Source organism: Psychrobacter sp. NPDC078631, assembly GCF_050268165.1.
Classification (GTDB): Bacteria; Pseudomonadota; Gammaproteobacteria; order Pseudomonadales; family Moraxellaceae; genus Psychrobacter.
In genome coordinates this window covers 940,374-960,669 of sequence record NZ_JBNNGG010000001.1, presented here as the reverse complement: position 1 = coordinate 960,669, position 20,296 = coordinate 940,374, and the positions used below count along the sequence as shown (strand labels likewise).

Annotated in this window: 10 protein-coding genes and 1 pseudogene; 4 read left to right on the top strand and 7 right to left on the bottom strand. The window is 43.3% G+C overall.

Annotation, left to right across the window (positions count from 1 at the left end):
- Both ACQKCP_RS03790 and ACQKCP_RS03785 read left to right on the top strand, forming a co-directional pair.
- Nucleotides 1–591 (top strand): annotated as a pseudogene (locus ACQKCP_RS03790) (DNA polymerase III subunit gamma/tau); the annotation flags it as partial.
- Between the two features lie 233 nt (nucleotides 592–824).
- Nucleotides 825–1,724, top strand: a complete 900-nt coding sequence (locus ACQKCP_RS03785) for a LysR family transcriptional regulator (RefSeq protein WP_057760292.1) — start codon at nucleotides 825–827, stop codon at nucleotides 1,722–1,724.
- 120 nt (nucleotides 1,725–1,844) lie between these two features.
- Here the strand turns inward: ACQKCP_RS03785 and ACQKCP_RS03780 are convergent, their stop codons facing one another.
- Together ACQKCP_RS03780 and ACQKCP_RS03775 are read right to left on the bottom strand one after the other, a co-directional pair.
- Nucleotides 1,845–3,026 carry an aspartate aminotransferase family protein gene (locus ACQKCP_RS03780; RefSeq protein WP_427611349.1) on the bottom strand — a complete coding sequence of 394 codons (1,182 nt, stop codon included), beginning with the start codon at nucleotides 3,024–3,026 and terminating at the stop codon, nucleotides 1,845–1,847.
- Nucleotides 3,027–3,066: 40 nt separating this feature from the next.
- Entirely contained in the window at nucleotides 3,067–3,258 is a 192-nt protein-coding gene (locus ACQKCP_RS03775) for a DNA gyrase inhibitor YacG (RefSeq protein WP_057760289.1), read from the bottom strand.
- A 189-nt stretch (nucleotides 3,259–3,447) separates the two neighbouring features.
- On the opposite strand from ACQKCP_RS03775, the gene ACQKCP_RS03770 reads away from it, so the two are divergent.
- Complete coding sequence (locus ACQKCP_RS03770) at nucleotides 3,448–4,122, top strand: SAM-dependent methyltransferase (RefSeq protein WP_427611348.1); 675 nt, start codon at nucleotides 3,448–3,450, stop codon at nucleotides 4,120–4,122.
- Nucleotides 4,123–4,258: 136 nt separating this feature from the next.
- On the opposite strand, the gene ACQKCP_RS03765 is transcribed toward ACQKCP_RS03770, so the two are convergent.
- Both ACQKCP_RS03765 and purD read right to left on the bottom strand, forming a co-directional pair.
- Complete coding sequence (locus tag ACQKCP_RS03765; RefSeq protein WP_427611347.1) at nucleotides 4,259–5,653, bottom strand: ABC1 kinase family protein; 1,395 nt, start codon at nucleotides 5,651–5,653, stop codon at nucleotides 4,259–4,261.
- Between the two features lie 448 nt (nucleotides 5,654–6,101).
- A complete protein-coding gene (purD, locus tag ACQKCP_RS03760; protein WP_427611666.1) occupies nucleotides 6,102–7,418 on the bottom strand; it encodes a phosphoribosylamine--glycine ligase in 1,317 nt (438 codons plus the stop codon).
- Nucleotides 7,419–7,876: 458 nt separating this feature from the next.
- Between purD and ACQKCP_RS03755 the strand changes: the two genes are divergently transcribed.
- Nucleotides 7,877–12,724 carry an NAD-glutamate dehydrogenase gene (locus ACQKCP_RS03755; RefSeq protein WP_427611346.1) on the top strand — a complete coding sequence of 1,616 codons (4,848 nt, stop codon included), beginning with the start codon at nucleotides 7,877–7,879 and terminating at the stop codon, nucleotides 12,722–12,724.
- A gap of 124 nt (nucleotides 12,725–12,848) precedes the next feature.
- Here the strand turns inward: ACQKCP_RS03755 and ACQKCP_RS03750 are convergent, their stop codons facing one another.
- The 3 genes from ACQKCP_RS03750 to cysG all read right to left on the bottom strand — a co-directional run bounded on the left by ACQKCP_RS03750 (nucleotide 12,849) and on the right by cysG (nucleotide 20,211).
- The gene (locus ACQKCP_RS03750) at nucleotides 12,849–16,724 is read right to left on the bottom strand and encodes an AAA family ATPase (RefSeq protein ID WP_427611345.1); all 3,876 of its coding nucleotides are present in this window, start codon (nucleotides 16,722–16,724) and stop codon (nucleotides 12,849–12,851) included.
- Nucleotides 16,725–16,807: 83 nt separating this feature from the next.
- The gene (locus tag ACQKCP_RS03745; RefSeq protein ID WP_427611344.1) at nucleotides 16,808–18,430 is read right to left on the bottom strand and encodes an exonuclease SbcCD subunit D C-terminal domain-containing protein; all 1,623 of its coding nucleotides are present in this window, start codon (nucleotides 18,428–18,430) and stop codon (nucleotides 16,808–16,810) included.
- Between the two features lie 152 nt (nucleotides 18,431–18,582).
- A complete protein-coding gene (gene cysG / locus ACQKCP_RS03740) occupies nucleotides 18,583–20,211 on the bottom strand; it encodes a siroheme synthase CysG (RefSeq protein WP_347163737.1) in 1,629 nt (542 codons plus the stop codon).
- Between the last annotated feature and the right edge of the window lie 85 nt (nucleotides 20,212–20,296).

Sequence of the window (20,296 nt, the reverse complement as noted above, 5' to 3'; positions counted from 1 at the left end):
GAGCCTGAACCAGTTGTTGAGCCTGAACCAGTTGTTGAGCCTGAACCAGTTGTTGAGCCTGAACCAGTTGTTGAGCCTGAACCAGTTGTTGAGCCTGAACCAGTTGTTGAGCCTGGCGCAAATGATTCTCAGTTAACAGCACACTCTGATGAAGACCCACGCACATTACTGCGTTGTCCACCTCAAGAACTGACAGGCGAGTGGAACCCAGAAAAGTGGGACTACTGGTTACAGACGGCTCGTGAAGGCGAGGTATTGGCACAAGATGAGCTAGCACTAGCACGACAAGGTACAATGACTGGTCAATGCAATGGCAAAGCCACGTTTTTGACCAGTGTTGATAGTAAGCATTTGCAGGTCACTTTTCAGCAATTGGCAGTTAAGCTACAACAGCAATTTACGCAAGCTGACATTGACTTGAAAATTGATAGTAGTATCATGCAGACCGAAGATAAAACCCCAGAGCGCCGACAGAAAAAACGTTTAGAGCAAGCGAAAACCGTTGCTGAAACAAAATTACTAAAAACACCAGTAATGCAGTATTTAACTGAACGTGGTGAGGGGAAAATGGGTAAAGTACAGCTGTATTGAGATTTTAGAGCAGTGTTTGCTCCAAATATCTAAAAGTATATTTATATATTGAACGTAGTTTTATATTAAATATCAAGGTGATAGCAATATATCACCTTGATATTTTTGTTTTTATTACGGGTCAAAATATATTTATCAAACAAGAGAGAACCATTTGATAACGATAAGATGAATGTAAAGTCGTTATAATGGTTAAGTTATATTAAAAACTGAAATGACGTTTAGGTGAGAATATGTTGGATAATTTACGCGGTATGGCTGTGTTCGCCAGTGTGGTCGGACATGGCTCTTTTAGTGGCTCAGCACGTGAGCTAGGTATTACAACCAGTGCAGTCAGTCAGCAAATTCGTTCGTTAGAGAACGAGCTTGGTGTGGTATTGCTACATCGCTCAACTCGTAAGCTAAGCTTAACAGAAGCTGGTGAGAGCTTTTATGAAGCGGCAAAGGATGTCGTCAGTGCAGCAGAGCAAGGGCGTATTAAAGTTAATCAATTGCGTGATGAGCTAGCAGGTAGTTTGCGTGTATCGACCACGCCTGAGCTTGGTGTTAATCATATACTGCCAGCACTCTCTACTTGGATGGCGGCACATGATGATTTAAGTGTCACTTATCTAGCTGACAATCATTATATTGATATGATTGATGAGCGTATTGATATTGCCATTCGCATGAGCCCATCGATTAATGATTCTAGTCTGAGCAGTCATCCATTGACTGATGTACGCCAACTATTGGTTGCCTCACCCCAGTATTTGCGTCAGCACAGTAAGCTAAATACGCCTAAAGACTTGGCTGAGCATCAATTAATCTGTATTGAAATCATGAAAGATGCCAATCAGATCGATATGATTCAGACTGAAACTGGCAAAAAAACGCGTGTCAAAATGAACTCACGTATCTATACCAATAACGTGTTTATGGCGACGACGTTGGCAAAAGAAGGTCATGGTTTGGTTAGAATGTTAGAAATGGACGTCAAAAAAGAGCTTGAGAGTGGTGAGCTGGTAGAGGTGTTGACTGGCTATCAATTACCAAGCTTTGTGCTATATGCGGTCACTTTAAATCGCGACCAGCAGCCAGCTAAAATTACTCGTTGCCTAGAAGTACTGAAAAAATACTTCCATGCAAATTAAGTGTTGTTCTCACTACGCACGAAACGTTTTTAGTTAGCAATAAGCAGTTAGCAAAAAGCCTATAGATAATGAATCATCTATAGGCTTTTTTGTTGTCTGTTATTAACGTTGAGGCATATTTTAAAATGATGGCTTTAACAGATTGATTAAACGCTCAGCGACTTGTGTGCTTTCATCACGGCTCATGTTAAGTGGTGGTAGCAAACGTACAACATGACCACCCGTCACATTGATGATCAGCTTTTGCTCATCACGGGCACGATCCACCAGTTGGCTACAATCCATGTCTTCAGGTAGCGCGATACCAATCATCATACCTGCACCGCGACTGCTAATACCATGTTGGCCAAATGTATCAACGATACTTTCTCTAATGAATAAACCCTCAGTCACGGCGTTTTCCATGATATTACTATTTGCTAATACGTCATACACGCTATGTACCACACGGCTAGCCAATGGCGTGCCACCATAAGTAGAGCCATGACTACCAGCACCAAACAGACCATTGGCACGGCCACGTACCATGCACGCACCGACTGGGAAACCATTACCTAGGCCTTTGGCTGTCGTCAACACATCAGGGCGAGCATTGCTATGTTGATAAGCAAAATATCTACCCGTACGGCCATTACCTGTTTGCACTTCATCCAGCATAAATAGCCAGTTATGAGCGTCACATTCCGCTTGCAGCTCTTCAAGATAAGTGAAGCCATTGGCTGCAGTATTCAGACCACCTTCGCCTTGGATCGGCTCTACAAAGATAGCGCAGATATCATCATGTTCTTGAGCAGCTTGTTTGACAGCAGCGATATCGCCAAATGGCACACGAATAAAGTCTTCATCTAGTGTATAAAACCCTTCTCGCGCTTTTGGATTTGCAGTAGCTGACAAAGATAATAACGTACGACCATGGAACGATTGCTCCATTACGATAACTTTTGGACGTTTAAAACCTTGTTTGTAGGCGTATAAACGTGCCAGTTTTAATGCAGCTTCATTGGCTTCGGCGCCGCTATTGGCAAAAAACACACTGTCCATTTGGGCGGCGGTACATAGTATCTCTCCAGCACGCTCTTGCCAATCAATGCCAAACAAGTTGCTTGTATGAATTAACGTACCTGCTTGCTGCTGAATCGCGTCAGTGACTTGTGGATGACAGTGTCCTAAGCCGCATACCGCGATACCAGTTAAGGCATCTAAGTAAGGCGTGTCATCTTTGGTATAGAGCCAACTGCCTGCACCGCGCGTAAAGCTGATTGGTTGACGATTATAAGTGGGCATCAGGTAAGTAGCAGACATGTAAAGCATCCTTGGTATAATAATTGAGTAAAAGTGTGGGTTATAGCTCGTCAGAGAAAGGCGTGGTTTCTGCAGGTAAGGTGTAGTCTTCGTTTGCCCAAGCACCTAAGTCGATCAGCTTGCAGCGACTGCTACAAAACGGCTTGTATTTATTGTCTTGCCAGGCCGTCTGAGTGCCGCAACGTGGACAAGGATAGGTCTTTGGGGGCGTATTTGCAGTAGAGTCAGTCATAAGAAAAGAGCAATGTCCTAAATATTGTTATTATCGGTTGCATACGACATAAGTATAAAACGCATTCGTCATTTAAATTACGATGAAACGAGGCGTACTTGCTATCGCTGTATTACTATTCAATTGGATTGACTATATAATAGCATGGGGCCGAATAATGACAAAAGACAAATGCTTTAAGGATAGTAGATGACCGACAATATTGATCTCACGCATCAGCAAGAGCGTGCCTTTCAACCACAAAAACTGTCAGCACCGCGTGACTTTATTATTCCAACTATCATCAATGACAATAAAAATGAAAAACCGTTGATGCTAGAGATTGGGGCAGGGAAGGGTAAGCATGCACTTAGCTTTGCCGCACAAAATCCTGATAAGCATCTGATAGCCATTGAACGCACGCGTAATAAATTTGAAGCATTCTCAAAATTAGCCACTTTACAAAATCTATCAAACCTAGATGCGATTCATGCGGATGCGATTGCATGGACAGTGCATGCCATTAAACCGAATAGCTTGGCTAAAATCTTCATTCTTTATCCCAATCCTGAACAGCACAATCCAAATCAGCAATGGCTGAATATGCCTTTTTTTGAGTTTCTCTTATCACGTTTGCAAGTAGGCGGAGAAGTGATATTAGTGACTAATATCGAATCCTATATGGACAATGCAGAACACCAAGCAACCAAAGTGTGGTGTCTACCATCAACACGTTCTCGAGTACCAGCGACTAGTCAGCGAACTCATTTCGAAGTGAAATACCTTGCCCGACAAGAGGTGTGTTGGGAGCTAAGTATTCGTAAGCCGAAGTGGTATAAGACAAGATTTGACGATTGGCAGGTAAATGCTATGAACGAAAAATAATAGCCTAAGTGAAAATATAAAGCTTATATCAATGATATACAATAAATGTAGTAGGATTAAATACAAAATAGCCTAAGCAAATAAAATTAAAACAATAAAAAGCCGTCGCTAAAGGACGGCTCAAAATTTGCACGGTTTATAAATAAGGTTTTACGAGGCTGTTAGAGTTGGTATGCGCATCTAGAACAGTTAAAAAGGTATATGCACCGATAAACTTGCGGCTAATAAACATAAATTCTTTTGGTGGCAGATTAAATTCGAAAGACTGCATTGCGCGTGTAGCCGTAGTGGATAGGCGTGAATGTAGTTTACTGTTGGCCCAAATATAACGATTCTGTTCATCCAAACATTCGCTAGGGATATTAGCGTTTTTCTCAGGGTCACTAAAAGGCTCTGTCGCCAGTAAAAATAATGAGGCAATATCTGAACGAACTTTATTACTCATGCTATCGAAAAAGTCATATCCTTTCATAGCAAGGCTCATTGCTTGCTGATCATGGCGATATCCTGCGCGTAGTAAACCACGGGCAATCGTTAATAAGTTACCATCAAACTGACGAATCGCTCCAAAATCTAGCAAAACTAATCTATCGATATCTTTTTCATTTTCGCTGACACGCACTAAATAATTACCAAAGTTGGGATCTGTCTGCATTTCACCCCATACAAAAATCTCTTGCATCATGATTTCTATGGCTGCTTGACCAATGGCATTCCGGCGTTCATGAGATAATAATTGTAGTGCTTCTGAAACCACAGTGATACCTGGCTCGTATGACATACATAGCAGGCGTTTTTTAGAATAAGTACGATTAATCTTAGGTACGATATAGCGCGGATCATCGATTAAACGCTCATAAAAACGTTCTGTCGTAGCCGCTTCTGCTTCGTAATCAACTTCGTGATGGAGTAGGTCACGTATTTCCTCAAACCAAGCATCTAGTGCCCGTGTTTGAGGGACGATATTACTTACTTTTAACAATCGTTTGAACAAGGCAAGATCAGAGTTGATAGCATCTGCCACACCTGGATACTGAATTTTTAACACAACTTGTTCGCCAGTGGCGAGTACGGTCGCACGGTGAACTTGAGCAAGAGAAGCAGTTCCGATGGGAACAGGATCAATGTCTAGCTCGTTTAGTTTGTTGCCCAGTAACTGGCGTAATGTTTGCTCAATCGTCGGCCAAGTCAATGTTGCCGTATCATCATTAAGGGTTTGCAAAGCACGCGTGATTTCTGGCGGCAGTATATGCTCACCATAAATCGCTAGCATTTGACCAATCTTGACGACCGAACCTTTCAATTTACCCAGCTCTGATGCCAGATAATTTGCCTGAGTTTCCATAAACGCCTGATTGCGTGCGGTACGTGCTTCTTTATTTAAGAACATACCAGACACGCTATTACCCGCCCAACGACGACCAATATTCAAAGAAGTTTTTGCAATCGACATACGGCGATCAAACCCTGAGGTTTTTAGGCTATCGATTGACTGCTTGTTGCTAAAAGGTTTAGACGTATCATTTGCCATAAGTATAATCATTCATCCAATTGGTATTGATTTGCGGGTTCGAAACCGACAATACAAGGGAGACGTGATGCACAGGTACAAAATTGTATCATATAAAGCGCGTTGGTTTTATGAGCCTGAGCTGGCCATTGATGGTTACTTTGTAAGCTAATATCTAGCGGTAACTATTAATAAATAGGTGCTTACTAGTTTGAATATGATTAATAAATAGTTAGCATTCTTTAGCAAGTTCACTTGTTATGAAAACTTAGAAAAATCTATTTATAACCAATAGCTAAGTATCAAAAAGATACTAAAAAATAAGACCTAGCATGATACTAGGTCAAATAGTGATGTAGAGCTATAAAAGACAAAAATACTATTAATCAAACATATTGAGCGAAACTTTCGCATTATCTAAAATATTGCCCAAGACGTTACTCAATATGTTTTTAGTACGCCTTAGCTGTTAAGCATTTTCGCGAGTGATGGCATGGTGACCAATATCACGGCGATACTGCGCACCATCGAAGCTAATAGCAGCAGTGACTGCTAAAGCTGCTTGCTGAGCATCAGAAATGCTATCTGCTAGCGCAGTCACACATAAGACGCGCCCGCCGTTTGTAACGACTTCTTTATCATTATCGTTAGAAAATGCCGTGCCCGCATGGAAAACTTTAACAGTTTCGTCATTATTAGGATCTAGTTCTGGCAGGCCAGCAATCACATCACCTTTAGATGAAGTTTCAGGGTAGCCTTTTGATGCGACAACGATACCTAGAGCAGGGCGCGCATCCCATTTTGCTTCACTAGGCAATTGACCTGCCAAACCTTGTGCGACCAAATCGACCATTGATGACTGCAAACGCATCAAGATAGGCTGCGTTTCTGGATCACCAAAACGGCAGTTAAATTCGATGACATACGGGTCGCCTGCTTTATCAATCATAAGACCAGCGTATAAGAATCCAGTATAAGGATGGCCTGCGTTTTTCATGGCATCGACTACTGGTTGAATCACTTGCTGCATGACTTTGTTATGAACATCGCTGGTAACAACTGGAGCAGGAGAGTAGGCACCCATACCGCCAGTGTTTGGACCGGTATCACCTTCAAAAGCACGTTTGTGATCTTGGCTGGTTGCCATTGGTAGGATGTTGTCACCATCAATCATGCAAATAAAGCTGGCTTCTTCACCCTGTAAAAACTGCTCAATAACCACGCGGCTGCCAGCATCACCAAACTTATTGTCCGCTAACATATCGTCGATAGCTTCATGTGCTTGTTCGATCGTTTCAGCAACGATAACGCCTTTACCTGCAGCAAGACCATCTGCTTTAATAACGATAGGCGCGCCTTGCTCATCGACATAGGCTTTTGCAGCGACTGCGTCTGTAAAACCTTGATAAGCAGCGGTTGGGATATTGTTTTGCTCCATGAACTCTTTAGCAAAAGTTTTTGAGCCTTCTAACTGTGCACAGTATGCTGTTGGGCCCCATGCTTTGATACCTGCTTCACGACAAGCATCAACAATACCCGTGACCAAAGGCGCTTCTGGACCAACAATTACCATGTCGATATCATTATTTTGACAAAACGCGATAACAGCACTATGCTCGCCTGCGTCAGCGTCGGTAGACTCTAGCGTAACGTTTTGGCATTTAGGCTCAAGGGCGGTGCCAGCATTACCAGGAGCGATGTAGACATTTTTTACATTGTCATCTTTTGCACATTGCCATGCCAATGCGTGTTCGCGACCACCTGAGCCAACCACCAAAATATTCATCATACCTTTTGCCCTTAGCATTAAAGTTAATAGTGAGCGAGTCGTACGCTCTTAAATATGTTGGCATATTCTAACAAAAAAACGCCGTCAATTACTATGAGTATCCGCCTGCCAGCACCGAATCATCAATATCGATGTTCAAAACCGCATTGTCTCATTAGTAAAGGTTATCGACACATCGCTGATTCATGAAATGATGTTGTACACTTTAGCTCGCGCCTTATGTGCGTTACACTTCACTATATTGGTAGTATTAAATTCTGATGGCTACATATTAATAAAAAATAAGAGCAAAAAAGGAGAAAATTTCTAACTGTTATAAAAATAAAATAAGTCGCGTGAATGGAAATACTGCACCGTTGCACCAATGATGAATATGCAGTAACAGTAGTCAATCTAAATCGATAAACTTAAATAAATAAATGTTAAACCAAATCTATAAAAAAAGGACGCAGGAAATGCCAAACTCCCTCAGTATCGCAAAAGAGCGCATTAGCCAGATAAGCGATATTGCTACCAGTTATGTACAAAAAGACAAATCGCTATTTGATCATTTTATTCATAGCTATTATCAGCCGCTGCATCAAGAAACTGCAGAGGCGATTAGTAATGCTGACTTGGCGGGCATGGCGCTACATCACTTTACACTACTCAAAGCTTACGACGGCAGCAAGCCGCAGCTGACAGTACTAAACCCAGCAGCAGAAGAGCAGCATTTTCACAGCTCGCACACTGTCATTCAAATCGCAGCTTATGATAGACCGTTCTTAGTTGATACGATTTTGATGAGCCTAGAAGCTGAAGGTATCGATGTTCATCGTACTTACAATATCATTATCAGTGTTGAGCGTGATGACAATGGTGATATTACCCATATCGAAGGCGCACATGAAAGTGCCACCTCACATATGTCATTGATTCATTGTGAAATTGCTTACCAAGACAACGAAGACTTGGAAGCACTTCAACAGATGCTGATGTCAAAAATTGACACGCTTGATACGGTCGTTGGCGACTGGAAACAGATGCGTGCGCAGTTGAACGATATCAAAACTGAGCTTTCGACTAAGCCGCTACCAGAAGTATTCTACTCACAACAAGAAATCCAAGCATTTTTAGATTGGATCTTAGACGATCACTTTATATTCTTAGGATATCGTGAATACCGCTTAGAAGGTGGTCAGTCTATCGAAGTGACTTCTGAGCCGACCGATTTGGATTTATTCGCAATCGGTAACAGTGGACTTGGTCTACTACGTGGTTCTGAGAAAGACAAGCTATCAGAAAGCTTTAGCCAACTACCTAAAGGGTTAAAGCAATTATTGACTGAACCACGCGTATTAATGCTGTCTAAATCAAGCCGTGTATCACCGATCCATCGCTCAGTATATATGGACTTTTTGGGCATTCATAAGTTCGATGATAACGGCAACCTAATTGGTGAATACCGCTTTATCGGTTTGCTTACGTCACAAGCCTATCAACTGACTGTACAGCAAATACCGCTATTGCGCGAAAAAGCCAATAAAATTATGGCGATGGCAGACTTGCCACGTGACGGTCATGCTCATCACAAGATGATGCATGTGATTAATACCTTGCCACGTGATGATTTGTTCCAAGCCAGCGTCGAAGAGCTATATCCAATTGTTTCGGGCATTACTCAACTACAAGACAAGAAGAGCTTACGTCTATTTAGCCGTATTGACCATTATCAGCGTTTTGTCTCGTGCTTGGTTTATATCCCACGTGATAAGTTCAACACCGAGCTACGCATTAAAGTACAAAATGTCCTAAAAGACGCCTATAACGGTATGTCTTCAGGGTTTACCACTGAATTTAATGAATCTGCGCATGCTCGTGTGCACGTCCACGTACGTACCGTGCCTGGTCAAGTAAATGACGTCAATATCGCCACACTTGAAGCCAAATTATCAGCACTCATGCAATCATGGGATGATAATTATCAAAAAATGCTCCTCGACAATGTGGGTGAGCAACAAGCCAACGCTTTAAATCGTCGCTTCTTAAACTATATTCCTGCTGCCTACCAAGAGCGTTTTGATGCTCGTACTGCAGTCGAAGACACGAAGCGTTTGGCAGGACTGACCGCAGAGCAACCGATGCTTTGGCATTTATACCAGTCAACAGGCGATGCACGTAACCAGCTTCACCTAAAGCTATACGGTCGCGAACAGCCCGTTATCTTGTCAAAAGTGCTACCAATACTTGAAAACTTTGGTGTGTCAGTTATCTCAGCACAGACTTATGAGTTTGACTTGCCAGAGCAGCCTATCTGGATGCAAGAGTATGAACTGACCCTTGAGCATGTCGATACGGTCAATATGCAAGTCGTGCGTGGTCAGTTCGAAGACAGCCTAAAACAAATCTGGGCAGGCCGAGTGGAGAGCGATTCATTTAATGAATTGGTACTAACGACCAAACTCGATACTTATGATGTCGTCGTATTGCGTGCATTGTCTCGCTATATGCTGCAAGCACGTGCGCCATTCTCGAGTGCTTATATTCAGCAAACTGTGGTCAAAAACAGCGATATCAGCGTGGCGTTAGGTAGTTTGTTCGACGCACGTATGAATCCTAAGTATAGCCTCGATACGCGTCAAGAAAAGGCTGCTACTATCCAAGAGCAAATCACAGCTGCGCTAGCAGATGTCGATAGCCTAGACGAAGATCGTATCTTGCGCTGGTACTTAGATTTGATCAATGCAATGGTGCGTACTAACTTCTATCAAGTTGATAGCGATGGTCAGCGCAAAGATCGTCTGTCATTTAAGTTTTTGGCAGCAGACATTCCAAACTTGCCTAAACCAAAGCCAATGTTTGAGATATTTGTGTATTCACCGCGCGTCGAAGCTGTACATTTACGTGGCGGAAAAGTCGCTCGCGGTGGTCTGCGCTGGTCAGATCGTATGGAAGATTTCCGTACCGAAGTACTTGGCCTTGTCAAAGCACAGATGGTCAAAAACGCAGTAATCGTCCCTGTGGGCTCTAAAGGCGGATTTATTGTAAAAACCAAGAGCATGGCTGATGGTCGTGAGGCGTTCCAAGCAGAAGGTATCGCTTGTTATCAGACATTCTTACGCGGCATGCTTGATGTCACAGACAATATTGTAGATGGCAACATCGTCCCGCCAGCCAACACGGTACGCCATGATGAAGACGACCCGTACTTAGTTGTTGCGGCAGACAAAGGCACAGCTACTTTCTCTGATATAGCCAACGCGCTAGCAGCAGAGTACAACTTCTGGCTAGATGATGCCTTTGCATCAGGTGGCTCAGTAGGTTATGACCATAAAGCAATGGGTATCACCGCTCGCGGGGGTTGGGAGTCGGTCAAACGTCACTTCCGTATGCGCGGTATGGACATTCAAAATCGTGATGACTTCACCGTTGTTGGTATTGGTGACATGAGTGGGGATGTATTCGGTAATGGTATGTTGCTATCAACGCATACTAAGCTAGTTGCTGCCTTTAACCATTTGCATATCTTTATTGATCCTAATCCAGATACTGCCGCTTCATACGCTGAGCGTGCACGCTTATTTGAGTTACCACGCTCATCATGGGCAGATTATGAAGCATCATTGATCAGTCAAGGTGGTGGTATCTTCTCGCGCCAAGACAAAACCATCGCTATCAGCCCTGAGATGAAATCGCTCTTCGATATCAGTGAAGACAGCCTTGCACCGAATGATTTGATCAGTGCGTTGTTACGTGCACCTGTCGACCTTATCTGGAATGGCGGTATCGGGACTTATGTCAAGAGTGCAAACGAAACGCACGCTGACGTGGGCGACCGTGCAAATGATTCGCTGCGTATCGATGGTAATGAGCTACGTGCAGCCGTTGTTGGTGAAGGTGGTAACTTAGGTCTAACCCAACAAGGTCGTATCGAGTACGCTCAAACGGGCGGACGTATCTATACAGATGCAATCGATAACTCAGGCGGTGTTAACTGCTCGGATCATGAAGTCAATATCAAAATCCTACTTGGCAAAGTGGTCGAGCAAGGCGACATGACACTGAAGCAACGTAATGAGCTGCTTGAGAGTATGACTGACACCGTAGCAGAACTGGTACTGCGTCAAAACTACTTGCAACCACAAGCGATTGAGCTGAGCCATATCCGCGCAGCAGCCAATCTGAGTGATCATCAGCGCTTTATTCAGATGCTAGAGAGTGAAGGGCGTCTGGATCGTGCGATTGAGTATCTACCATCAGATGAAGAGATTGCGAAGCGTCAAAAAGCGGATACTGGTCTGACCAATCCTGAACTGGCAGTGGTCTTGGCCTATGGCAAGATGTGGGTTTATGACAATCTGCTACTATCTGATTTACCAGATGATCCGTACTTTATCAATGAGCTACGTAAGTACTTCCCAGATGAACTTGCGTCACGCTTCTTCGATGAGATGACTGAGCACCGTTTGCATCGCGAGATTATCAGTACTTACTTGACTAACAGTGTGGTCAACCGCTTAGGTATTGAAGCGCTATTCCGTCTCTTTGAGGAAACCGATCAATCACTAGCCACTATCGTACGTGGTTATGCGATTAGCCGTGATGTATTCAATGTATCGCGCGCTTGGAAAGCCCTTGAAGCTCTAGACAATCAAGTTGAGGCGACGTTACTGCTGAACCTTGAGCTACGTCTACGTGATTCACTTGAGCGCGGTGTGGTTTGGTTTATTAATGCATTTGGTCAAAACTTACAAGTCGCTGATATGATTAGCCGCTTTAGTGAAAGTGTGGAAAAACTGACCAAGCCAAGTGGATTTATCGAGCAGCAATTTGCACAGTATCTGCAAGAAGATACCAAGCGCTTGATGCAAAAAGAGCTGTCTGATAATGATGCTACGCTATTTGCGATGCTACCGTATCATGTCGATGCGCTTGATGCTGCATTGCTTGCTGAGCAATACGAACGTCCTGTCGATGAGATTGCAACTCTATACTTTGAAGCTTATCAAGTATTGCAATTAGACTGGATGATGGAAAATATTGCCAGCCTACCACAACAAGACTATTGGGATCGCCGTGCACGTCATGCGTTAGTGAACGAGTTGTCACGCAGCTTGCGCTTATTGATGGATGCGGTACTCTCAAAACCAGATGCTAAGCAAGCATTTAGTGAATGGAGAGCAAGACACGTCGATCAGCTTGCAGCAGTCACTACAGAGATGAATAAGTTAGATGAGCTGCATAGCAACGATGAAGAAGGTCAAATCGGTCTGTCAACGTTGTCCGTATTGATGAGTGAGCTTAGTGGTTTAGTTACCAAGTAATGAAGTAATATCACTCCCAAACTGTCGCACAAAAAAACCACCGTCCTTAATGTTCGGTGGTTTTTTATTGTCTAAGAGAAATGGTTTAATTAAAAGTATTAAGTAGTAAAGTGATTAACCTAACTTATGATGCTTTTTCACTGACGACTTTATGACACCCTTGACCACTAATTCGGCTAAATCCACCCGAGAGCTTTTCGACTTTAATTTGGGTTAAAATGCGATCTTTTAGCGCCTGAACATGGGATATCACCCCGATTAATTTACCTTCTTGCTGTAGATTGGTCAGCGTATCAAGCGCAATGTCTAAAGATTCCTCATCCAATGTGCCAAACCCTTCATCCAAAAATAGCGAGTCCACACGTATGTTTTGACTGGCCATTTGTGATAGTCCCAATGCCAAAGCAAGACTGATAATAAACCCTTCACCGCCTGAGAGATTTTTGGTACTACGAACCTCACCACCTTGATAGTCATCCATGACGTTGAGCTCAAGGGGGTTGCCATCATCACGAACCAATAGGTAGCGATTGCTCATCTTTTGCAGCTGCGTATTAGCATGGCTAATCATAATGTCAAAGGTTAGCCCTTGGGCAAAGGTACGGAACTTTTTGCCATCAGATGAGCCAATCAATTTATGCAATTGTTGCCAAACTTGCAGTTTGTCCTTTTGAGCAGTGATAGCATCAAGCTGTGCCTGTTGGGTGGTTTTCTTATCTTCATTGTCCTTTAGACGCTGACTAATTGCACCGATTGACTCAATTCGTTTGTTAAACTCATCTTGGGCTTGTGATTGCTGTTGGGCAAGCGTTTCTCTATCGTCTACTGTCAGCGGATTGGCTTGTTTATCTGCAAGTGCTTTTTTGGTTTCTTCCAATAAAGACTGCGCTTGTTTTAGCGCATAATCTATATGCTGTTGCTGCTGTTTAAGTGTGTTGCGTTCATCAATTGGCAGGCGCGCATTGGTAAAATCTATTTCATCAGCGAAATCAGAAGTAGCAAGTATTAACTTAAAGCTATCCTCTTGAGTATTGAGTGTTCTCTGTACTATGGCCACTTGCTTAGTCACGTGTCGCTGCTTATCAAGCAATTGACTAAGTATCTGCTCAGCATTGTCTAGCTGTCTTTGGGCAGAGGTCTGGCTGATTTGAGCTTGCTCTAGCTCATCACGCAAACGCTTTTCTTCTGCTTCAGGATCTTTATCAGCTAAGACGTTATCTCTGTTTGTTTTTAATTGCGTGAGCGACTCCGATTTTTCAGCCGCGAGTTGAGAAATTTCAACAAGTTCGTTTTCTTCTTTGTCGAGCTGAGACTGCTTGGTCTCGATTTTTATTTCTAGTTGACCGAGTGATGTTTTTAGGGTTTGTTGTTTCTCTCTGCAGTCGTTGAACTGTTTCTTGATTTCTAAAAAGGCACTGTGAGATTGGCGCAGAGTATTGATATGCGCCTGAGCGTCCACATTGTTTAGTATGGTTTGACTTTCAATACTGGTTATCAGCGGTTGTAATGATTGCAGTGAAGAACGTATCGCCGTTTTTGCGTCTGACTGATGTTTGTCAGCGGAATATTTATTCAACAAGGCTAATATATCTGTTTTGAGCACAGTCAATTCAGAAAAATTATCAGCAGATTTTTTGTCTAAGTTTTCTATAGCCCATGCTATTTTTTCACTATTGCTCTCAATCTCGTTAATAGTGCTGACCAGCTCACGCTGCTCCTTGTCTAATGCTTCGATGTCATTACGCATCGTAGAGAGCGACTCGCTAAGCGTTTCATATTGAGTTAACGTATTTTTAAGAGATTCTCTACGCCTACCTAGCTCGATTTTGCTACTGTCTAATAATGACAGCGCATCTACATGCGTCTCAATCTGCATCAACGGTTTTAATGTTTCAGTAATAAATCGAGAGTAGCCTTTATTTAGTACTGAACTGACCAACTGGTCGATATCTATCTTCAACTTTTGTATTTGGTCGTTCAATATGGCTTGTTGCTCTTCCTGCTGCGCAAACTGCTGCCGTACAGTTGCCTGAGTAATACGATGTTTAGATAAATTATCTTCTAAATTGGATATAGTCGTATCTAGCTCTGCTATTTTCCGCTGAGTTTGCGTTGCTTCCGTTTCTTGCGCTAAGTGCGGATGGTCTTCACTATAAGGATGCTCTAACGCACCGCAAAGCGGGCAAGGATGACCCTCTTTTAGTTCAGCGATATAGTCTTCTAATTTGGCGACTTTTTGTAGTAAATGTAGCTGGGTTTGTTTGTCTTGACGCTTTTCTTTGGCAGCGCCGAGCGCCGATTCATTATCAGCGATTAAGCCTGCCAGCTTCTTGAGGTCGTTACTCATTACTGGCAAGGTCGCAACTATTTTCTCTACTTGTACACTAAGCTCATCAAGCTGTTTTGTCTTAACGCTCACTTGGTCAAGTTGACGGTTGATATCATCAATCTGCTCTTGCTCATCTCGTATATCAGCCAATGACTGCACTTGGGTTAATGCTGCTTGCTCTTGTTGTAAAGCGGCTAATTTATCCTGTATAGACAACATGGTGGTGTCTTTTGTCTTTTTCTGTTGATTTAAGACGTCAAGATTGGCGCGATACTGGTGGATCTGTTGCTGCTGGCTTGTTTTATCATCTGATAGGGCGGTATTCTCTTGCAATACTACTTTTAGTCGGCCGCAATGACTTTTGAAATTCGCTATGTCACTATCGATATTGTTTAATTCATGGGCGTCATTAAGATAGCTTTCGACACTTGCGAGCTGGGTTTTATTTTGTGCAGCCTGCTGCTTATGACTGTCTATTTCTTTACTTAAATGTTGGGTGCTGCTCGTTAGAGCTTGCTGTCTTTGCTCAATGTCTTTTAAGATATGCGTGTTCTGCGTAATGTCTATATCTAGTCTACGCGCCTGTGCAATATTGGGTAGAGCAGATTGCAATGATTCGTGAGTAGCTTGTGTATGAGTTTTCGCTGTCTCTAGATGTGTGGTCGCTTGTTCTAAATCATTTTGTTTTTGCGGTAAGATGCTACTGATCTGCTGCTGTTCTTCTTGCAAGCGTTTTAGGTTATCGCGACTATGGACAAGTTGGCTGAACTGACTATCAATCTCCAACGCCTTATTGGCAGCGGTTAAGCGTCTAGCGTCAGGAATGAAATCTTGCTGAGCCTGCTGAGCCTGTACCAAGTCATTTTGATAAGCATTCAGTTTTTCTTTTGATTCTGTGACGCTATCTAGCCACTTTATCTTTTCGGCCAAGTCTTGAATGGTCTGCTGCTGTTCACTTTGGGCACTTTGATACGACTGTAAATCGGCTTTTAACTGATTTTCTTCATCGGTATTTAAGAGCATCAAGCCATCTAAACCGTATTGCAGTTTGCTGAGAATTTCTTCCTCGGTACGTTTCTTATCATGAACCTGTGTGGAGATAGTCGCGTAAATATCAGTGCCCGTAATTTTTTCTAAAATATCTGCGCGTTCATCAGCCTTTGCCTTTAGAAATGCTGAAAAACTGCCCTGAGCCAGCAATATAGAGCGAGTGAACTGCTGAAAATCCATCCGAGTCAGTTCAATGATCTTGTTTTTGGTATGCTTTAAGGTGCTCTCTAACAGCTCATCCTCTTTTGACGAGTCATCAACGTTTATCTTAGCGATTTCATGAGTCGCATCTTGCAGATTGCCGTCTGCTTTATTGTAAGCACGGCGCTGTCCCCAGCGGCAGCGATATTGCTCACCATTCAAATCAATCACTACTTCAGCGAAACACTCTGCCGTCTGCCGCGTCATCACCTCATTACTGCTCTTACTGATACTATTAATCCTTGGCGTCTCACCATATAGCGCTAAGCAAATAGCATCCAATATGGTGGTCTTGCCAGCGCCTGTTTGCCCAGTGATAGCAAAGATGCCTTCATTGGTAAAGGCGGTATCAGCAAAATCAATATGCCATTCGCCTTTTAGGGAGTTGAGGTTTTTTAGTCTGAGTTCGATTAGGCGCATGGATAAGTCTTAATATTAGTAATAGCCGCAACTGCGAAAAATTTAGGAAGATAAGGAAGTGTAGTCATGATATGTCACTTATATCATTCCGCCTGTTTGTCTTCATGACGTAAGTTATAAAGTATCTGGCCATAGGCATCGCGCAATGAGTCTCTTTGAGAATCAGCCACATCATTTATCGTTAAGCAGCGCTCAAACACTTCCATCTCATTTAAGTCCTGCAAGTTCTCGGAAGTCTGCTGCTGATTGAGGACTTTGTTATAAGTACGAGTGTTTTTTATCTTAAGCACTTCACATGGCAACCCTTCTACCATTGCTTGCACTTGCTCACGCAAATCACTGACAATCTCATCGCCTGTATAGACAATCTCTAGCCAAATAGAGTCCGATTGCGTAAGCGCTCTAATGGTTTGATCAATCGTGGTTAGGTCACCCGATACTTGCGCCAATTGTTGGAACTTTGGGATGGGCAGGGACACTACTTGCATCTGATTAGCGTCATCGCGATGTAGAATTTTATTGCTAGTCACGGCGTCAGTAGAAGTTTCTCGAATGCTTTTATATTGCTCAGGCTGAACAGGAGTATTTTCTATGGCAGTAGATTGTGCCACATCTTCATCATCTGAAGGCTCATCAAAGCCAAACAAGTCATCCATGAAAGGCAGTTCCTGACTAGACATTTTTTTAGCGGTTTTTTCTGCTAATTTATCTACTGTTTTTTTAACTTGGGCGACTTCAATAGTAGCGGCTATATTGATGGCATGAGGAGTAATATTATTAGGTGCGACATTTAGCCCTGAGATTTTGTTATCAAAATGTTCTGCGGCACCAAACTGTACCAGTAATACTTGCTTTTGCTGTTTGGCCTCTCCAAAACCCATGGCGATGGGTGAACCTGAGTAGCGAATACTCTCACGACCACCAACACGCTGCGGCACGTGCAAATGTCCAAGTGCGACATAATCAAAGCCATCATTGAACATATCGGCGGAGATTTTACCTAGTGATCCGACATATAGCTCGCGTACACCATCATCCTCGGTTGTTCTGCCACCAGACGCGAATAGATGTCCTGTCGCGATGATAGGAATATATCGCTGATGCGTCGCGATTAAGTCGGCTTGCTTAGCCTTCGTAATATCTGCAACATTGTCATAGTGCTCGCAAATACCAGCGATAACATTGGCGTCTTTGCTATCTGCAGATTCGCCAGCGCTACTGCTACGCACATCCCGATCGCGTAGATAGGGCACAGCGGCAATAATACAATGGGGGTTGTTGTCGTCATCACCCAAGACCAATACTTCGTCGTCCAAGTGATCACAAGCAGTGCCAATCACATGTACGTTCAAAAACTTAAGCACATTGCTTGGTGCGTCTAAAAATGTCGGTGAATCGTGATTGCCTGCGACAATAACCACATGCTGACAGCACGATCGTGAGACCTTACCCAAAAACTCATAATATAGCGCTTGGGCTTTATTGCTTGGGGTCATGGTATCGAAAATATCACCAGCGACGATCAATATGTCTACTTTTTGCGCGCTGATGGTATCTTGTAGCCAATGCAGGAATGACTCAAATTCTTCATAGCGAAGACGCCCATATAGACGTCGCCCCAAGTGCCAGTCTGAAGTATGCAATATGGTCAAAGGTTTCATTTGCGTGGTTAAAGAGGAAGGCAAGCTAGCATCAGGTATGGGCATAAGTAGACTATAAGTATGAGCAGTAGAAAGTCTTCATTCTAGCAAGAATCGTTGCGTTTTGCGCTGTTGCCAAAAGAAAACCCTACCAATAATATACTGGTAGGGTTTTCTTTTTATTTAAGACTCATCTTTTTACAGGTTAGCAGTAAGCGCTAGTCAATAATCAGTTGCTCCAGACCATCTCCTTGCTGCGTCGCAAGATTTGCGACCATCGATAGGGCATGAGCTTGTTGGTCTATTGGTTGTTTTACTGCTTCACCTCTTGACCCTTCACGCAACCAATTTTTAGCGATGTCATCGCTATTTTGACTGTGCTGCTGATTTTGCAAATTATACCAAGCTAAATCATGATGCAAGCTGACCACGTCGCCCATAATGAGAAGGGCAGGCGTTGGCAATTGTGCTTGTTCTTGTTTAGCAACAATCGTTGCAAGCGTACCTGTCAATACTTGCTGATTGGGCATACTCGCATTAGAGACGATAGCAATCGGCGTCTCGCTACTGCGTCCAGCGTCAACCAAGCCTTCAGTCAAACGTGCCAGCGAGTGCAGACCCATATAAAATACGACCGTCTCATCAGTATTTAAGAAGCTTTTAAAGTTACTGTTGGGTGCACCAGCTTTCAAAAATCCCGTCACAAAACGCACTGACTGTGAATGATCACGATGAGTTAAAGGAATGCCTGCATAGCTAGCAGCGGCATTGGCAGCGGTGATACCTGGAACGACTTGATATGGCACATTCTGTGCCCGCAGGCTTTCGATCTCTTCGCCGCCACGTCCGAATATAAACGGATCACCACCTTTTAAGCGCACCACACGGCGGCCTTGTTTGGCATGATTGACGAGTAGCTCATTGATACCCAACTGTGCGACCGTATGGTTGCTGCGTTTTTTACCGACGAATACTTTGTCAGCATCACGGCGGCATAAGTCTAAGACCTGCGGTGAGACTAAAGCATCATAAAACACCACGTCCGCTTGCTGCATTAGACGCAAGGCTTTAAAGGTCAACAGCTCTGGATCACCAGGGCCTGCACCAACGATATAGACTTCACCGACAGGAGGTGCTTTGTTATCTGAATCATCTGATAGCGTAGGCGTTGTATTTACTGGGGTATCAGAGTGAGTTTCATCATGAATAGCAGCGGCAGTACTGTCTAAATCGGCTTGCAACTGGGCGGTAGCTTCCGTTTCGTTACCAGCAAACATGAGCTGGCTGACCTGACCTTCAAATGCACGTTCCCAAAACTGACGACGCCCAGTGAGTGTGGGTATTTTGGCTTTTACTTCGCTGCGGAAGTCACCTGCCAGCTTAGCCAATTTACCATAGCCTTGCGGGATTAACGTCTCAAGACGTGCCCGTAATAGACGTGCCAATACTGGCGCTTTACCATTTGATGAGATACCAATCACGATAGGATTGCGATCGATAATGGCTGGAAAGATAAAGTCACATAAGTGCGGCGTGTCAACCACATTGACTGGAATGTTTAGCTCAGTCGCATCTGCATGAATCTGGTGGTTAAGTGTTTCATCGTCAGTCGCGGCAATGATTACCCGTGCGCCTGACATATAGGTTTTATTATAATTCTCATAGATAAATTCATGTTTGCTGTCAGTGAGCAAAGCTTGTAGCTCATGGCTGATATCAGGTGCAAGTATAGTGATACAGGCACCTGCACGGCTGAGTAAATCCGCTTTACGCAGTGCCACTTCGCCGCCGCCCACGATGAGCACTTTACGGTCTTCTAATTTAAAAAATAGCGGGAAGGTGTTCATAATGTCACCATATATTTAATTGTTTATTATAAAAGGTAGAAAAGATATAAGGAATGCCGCCATTATGAGGTATCACAGGCATACT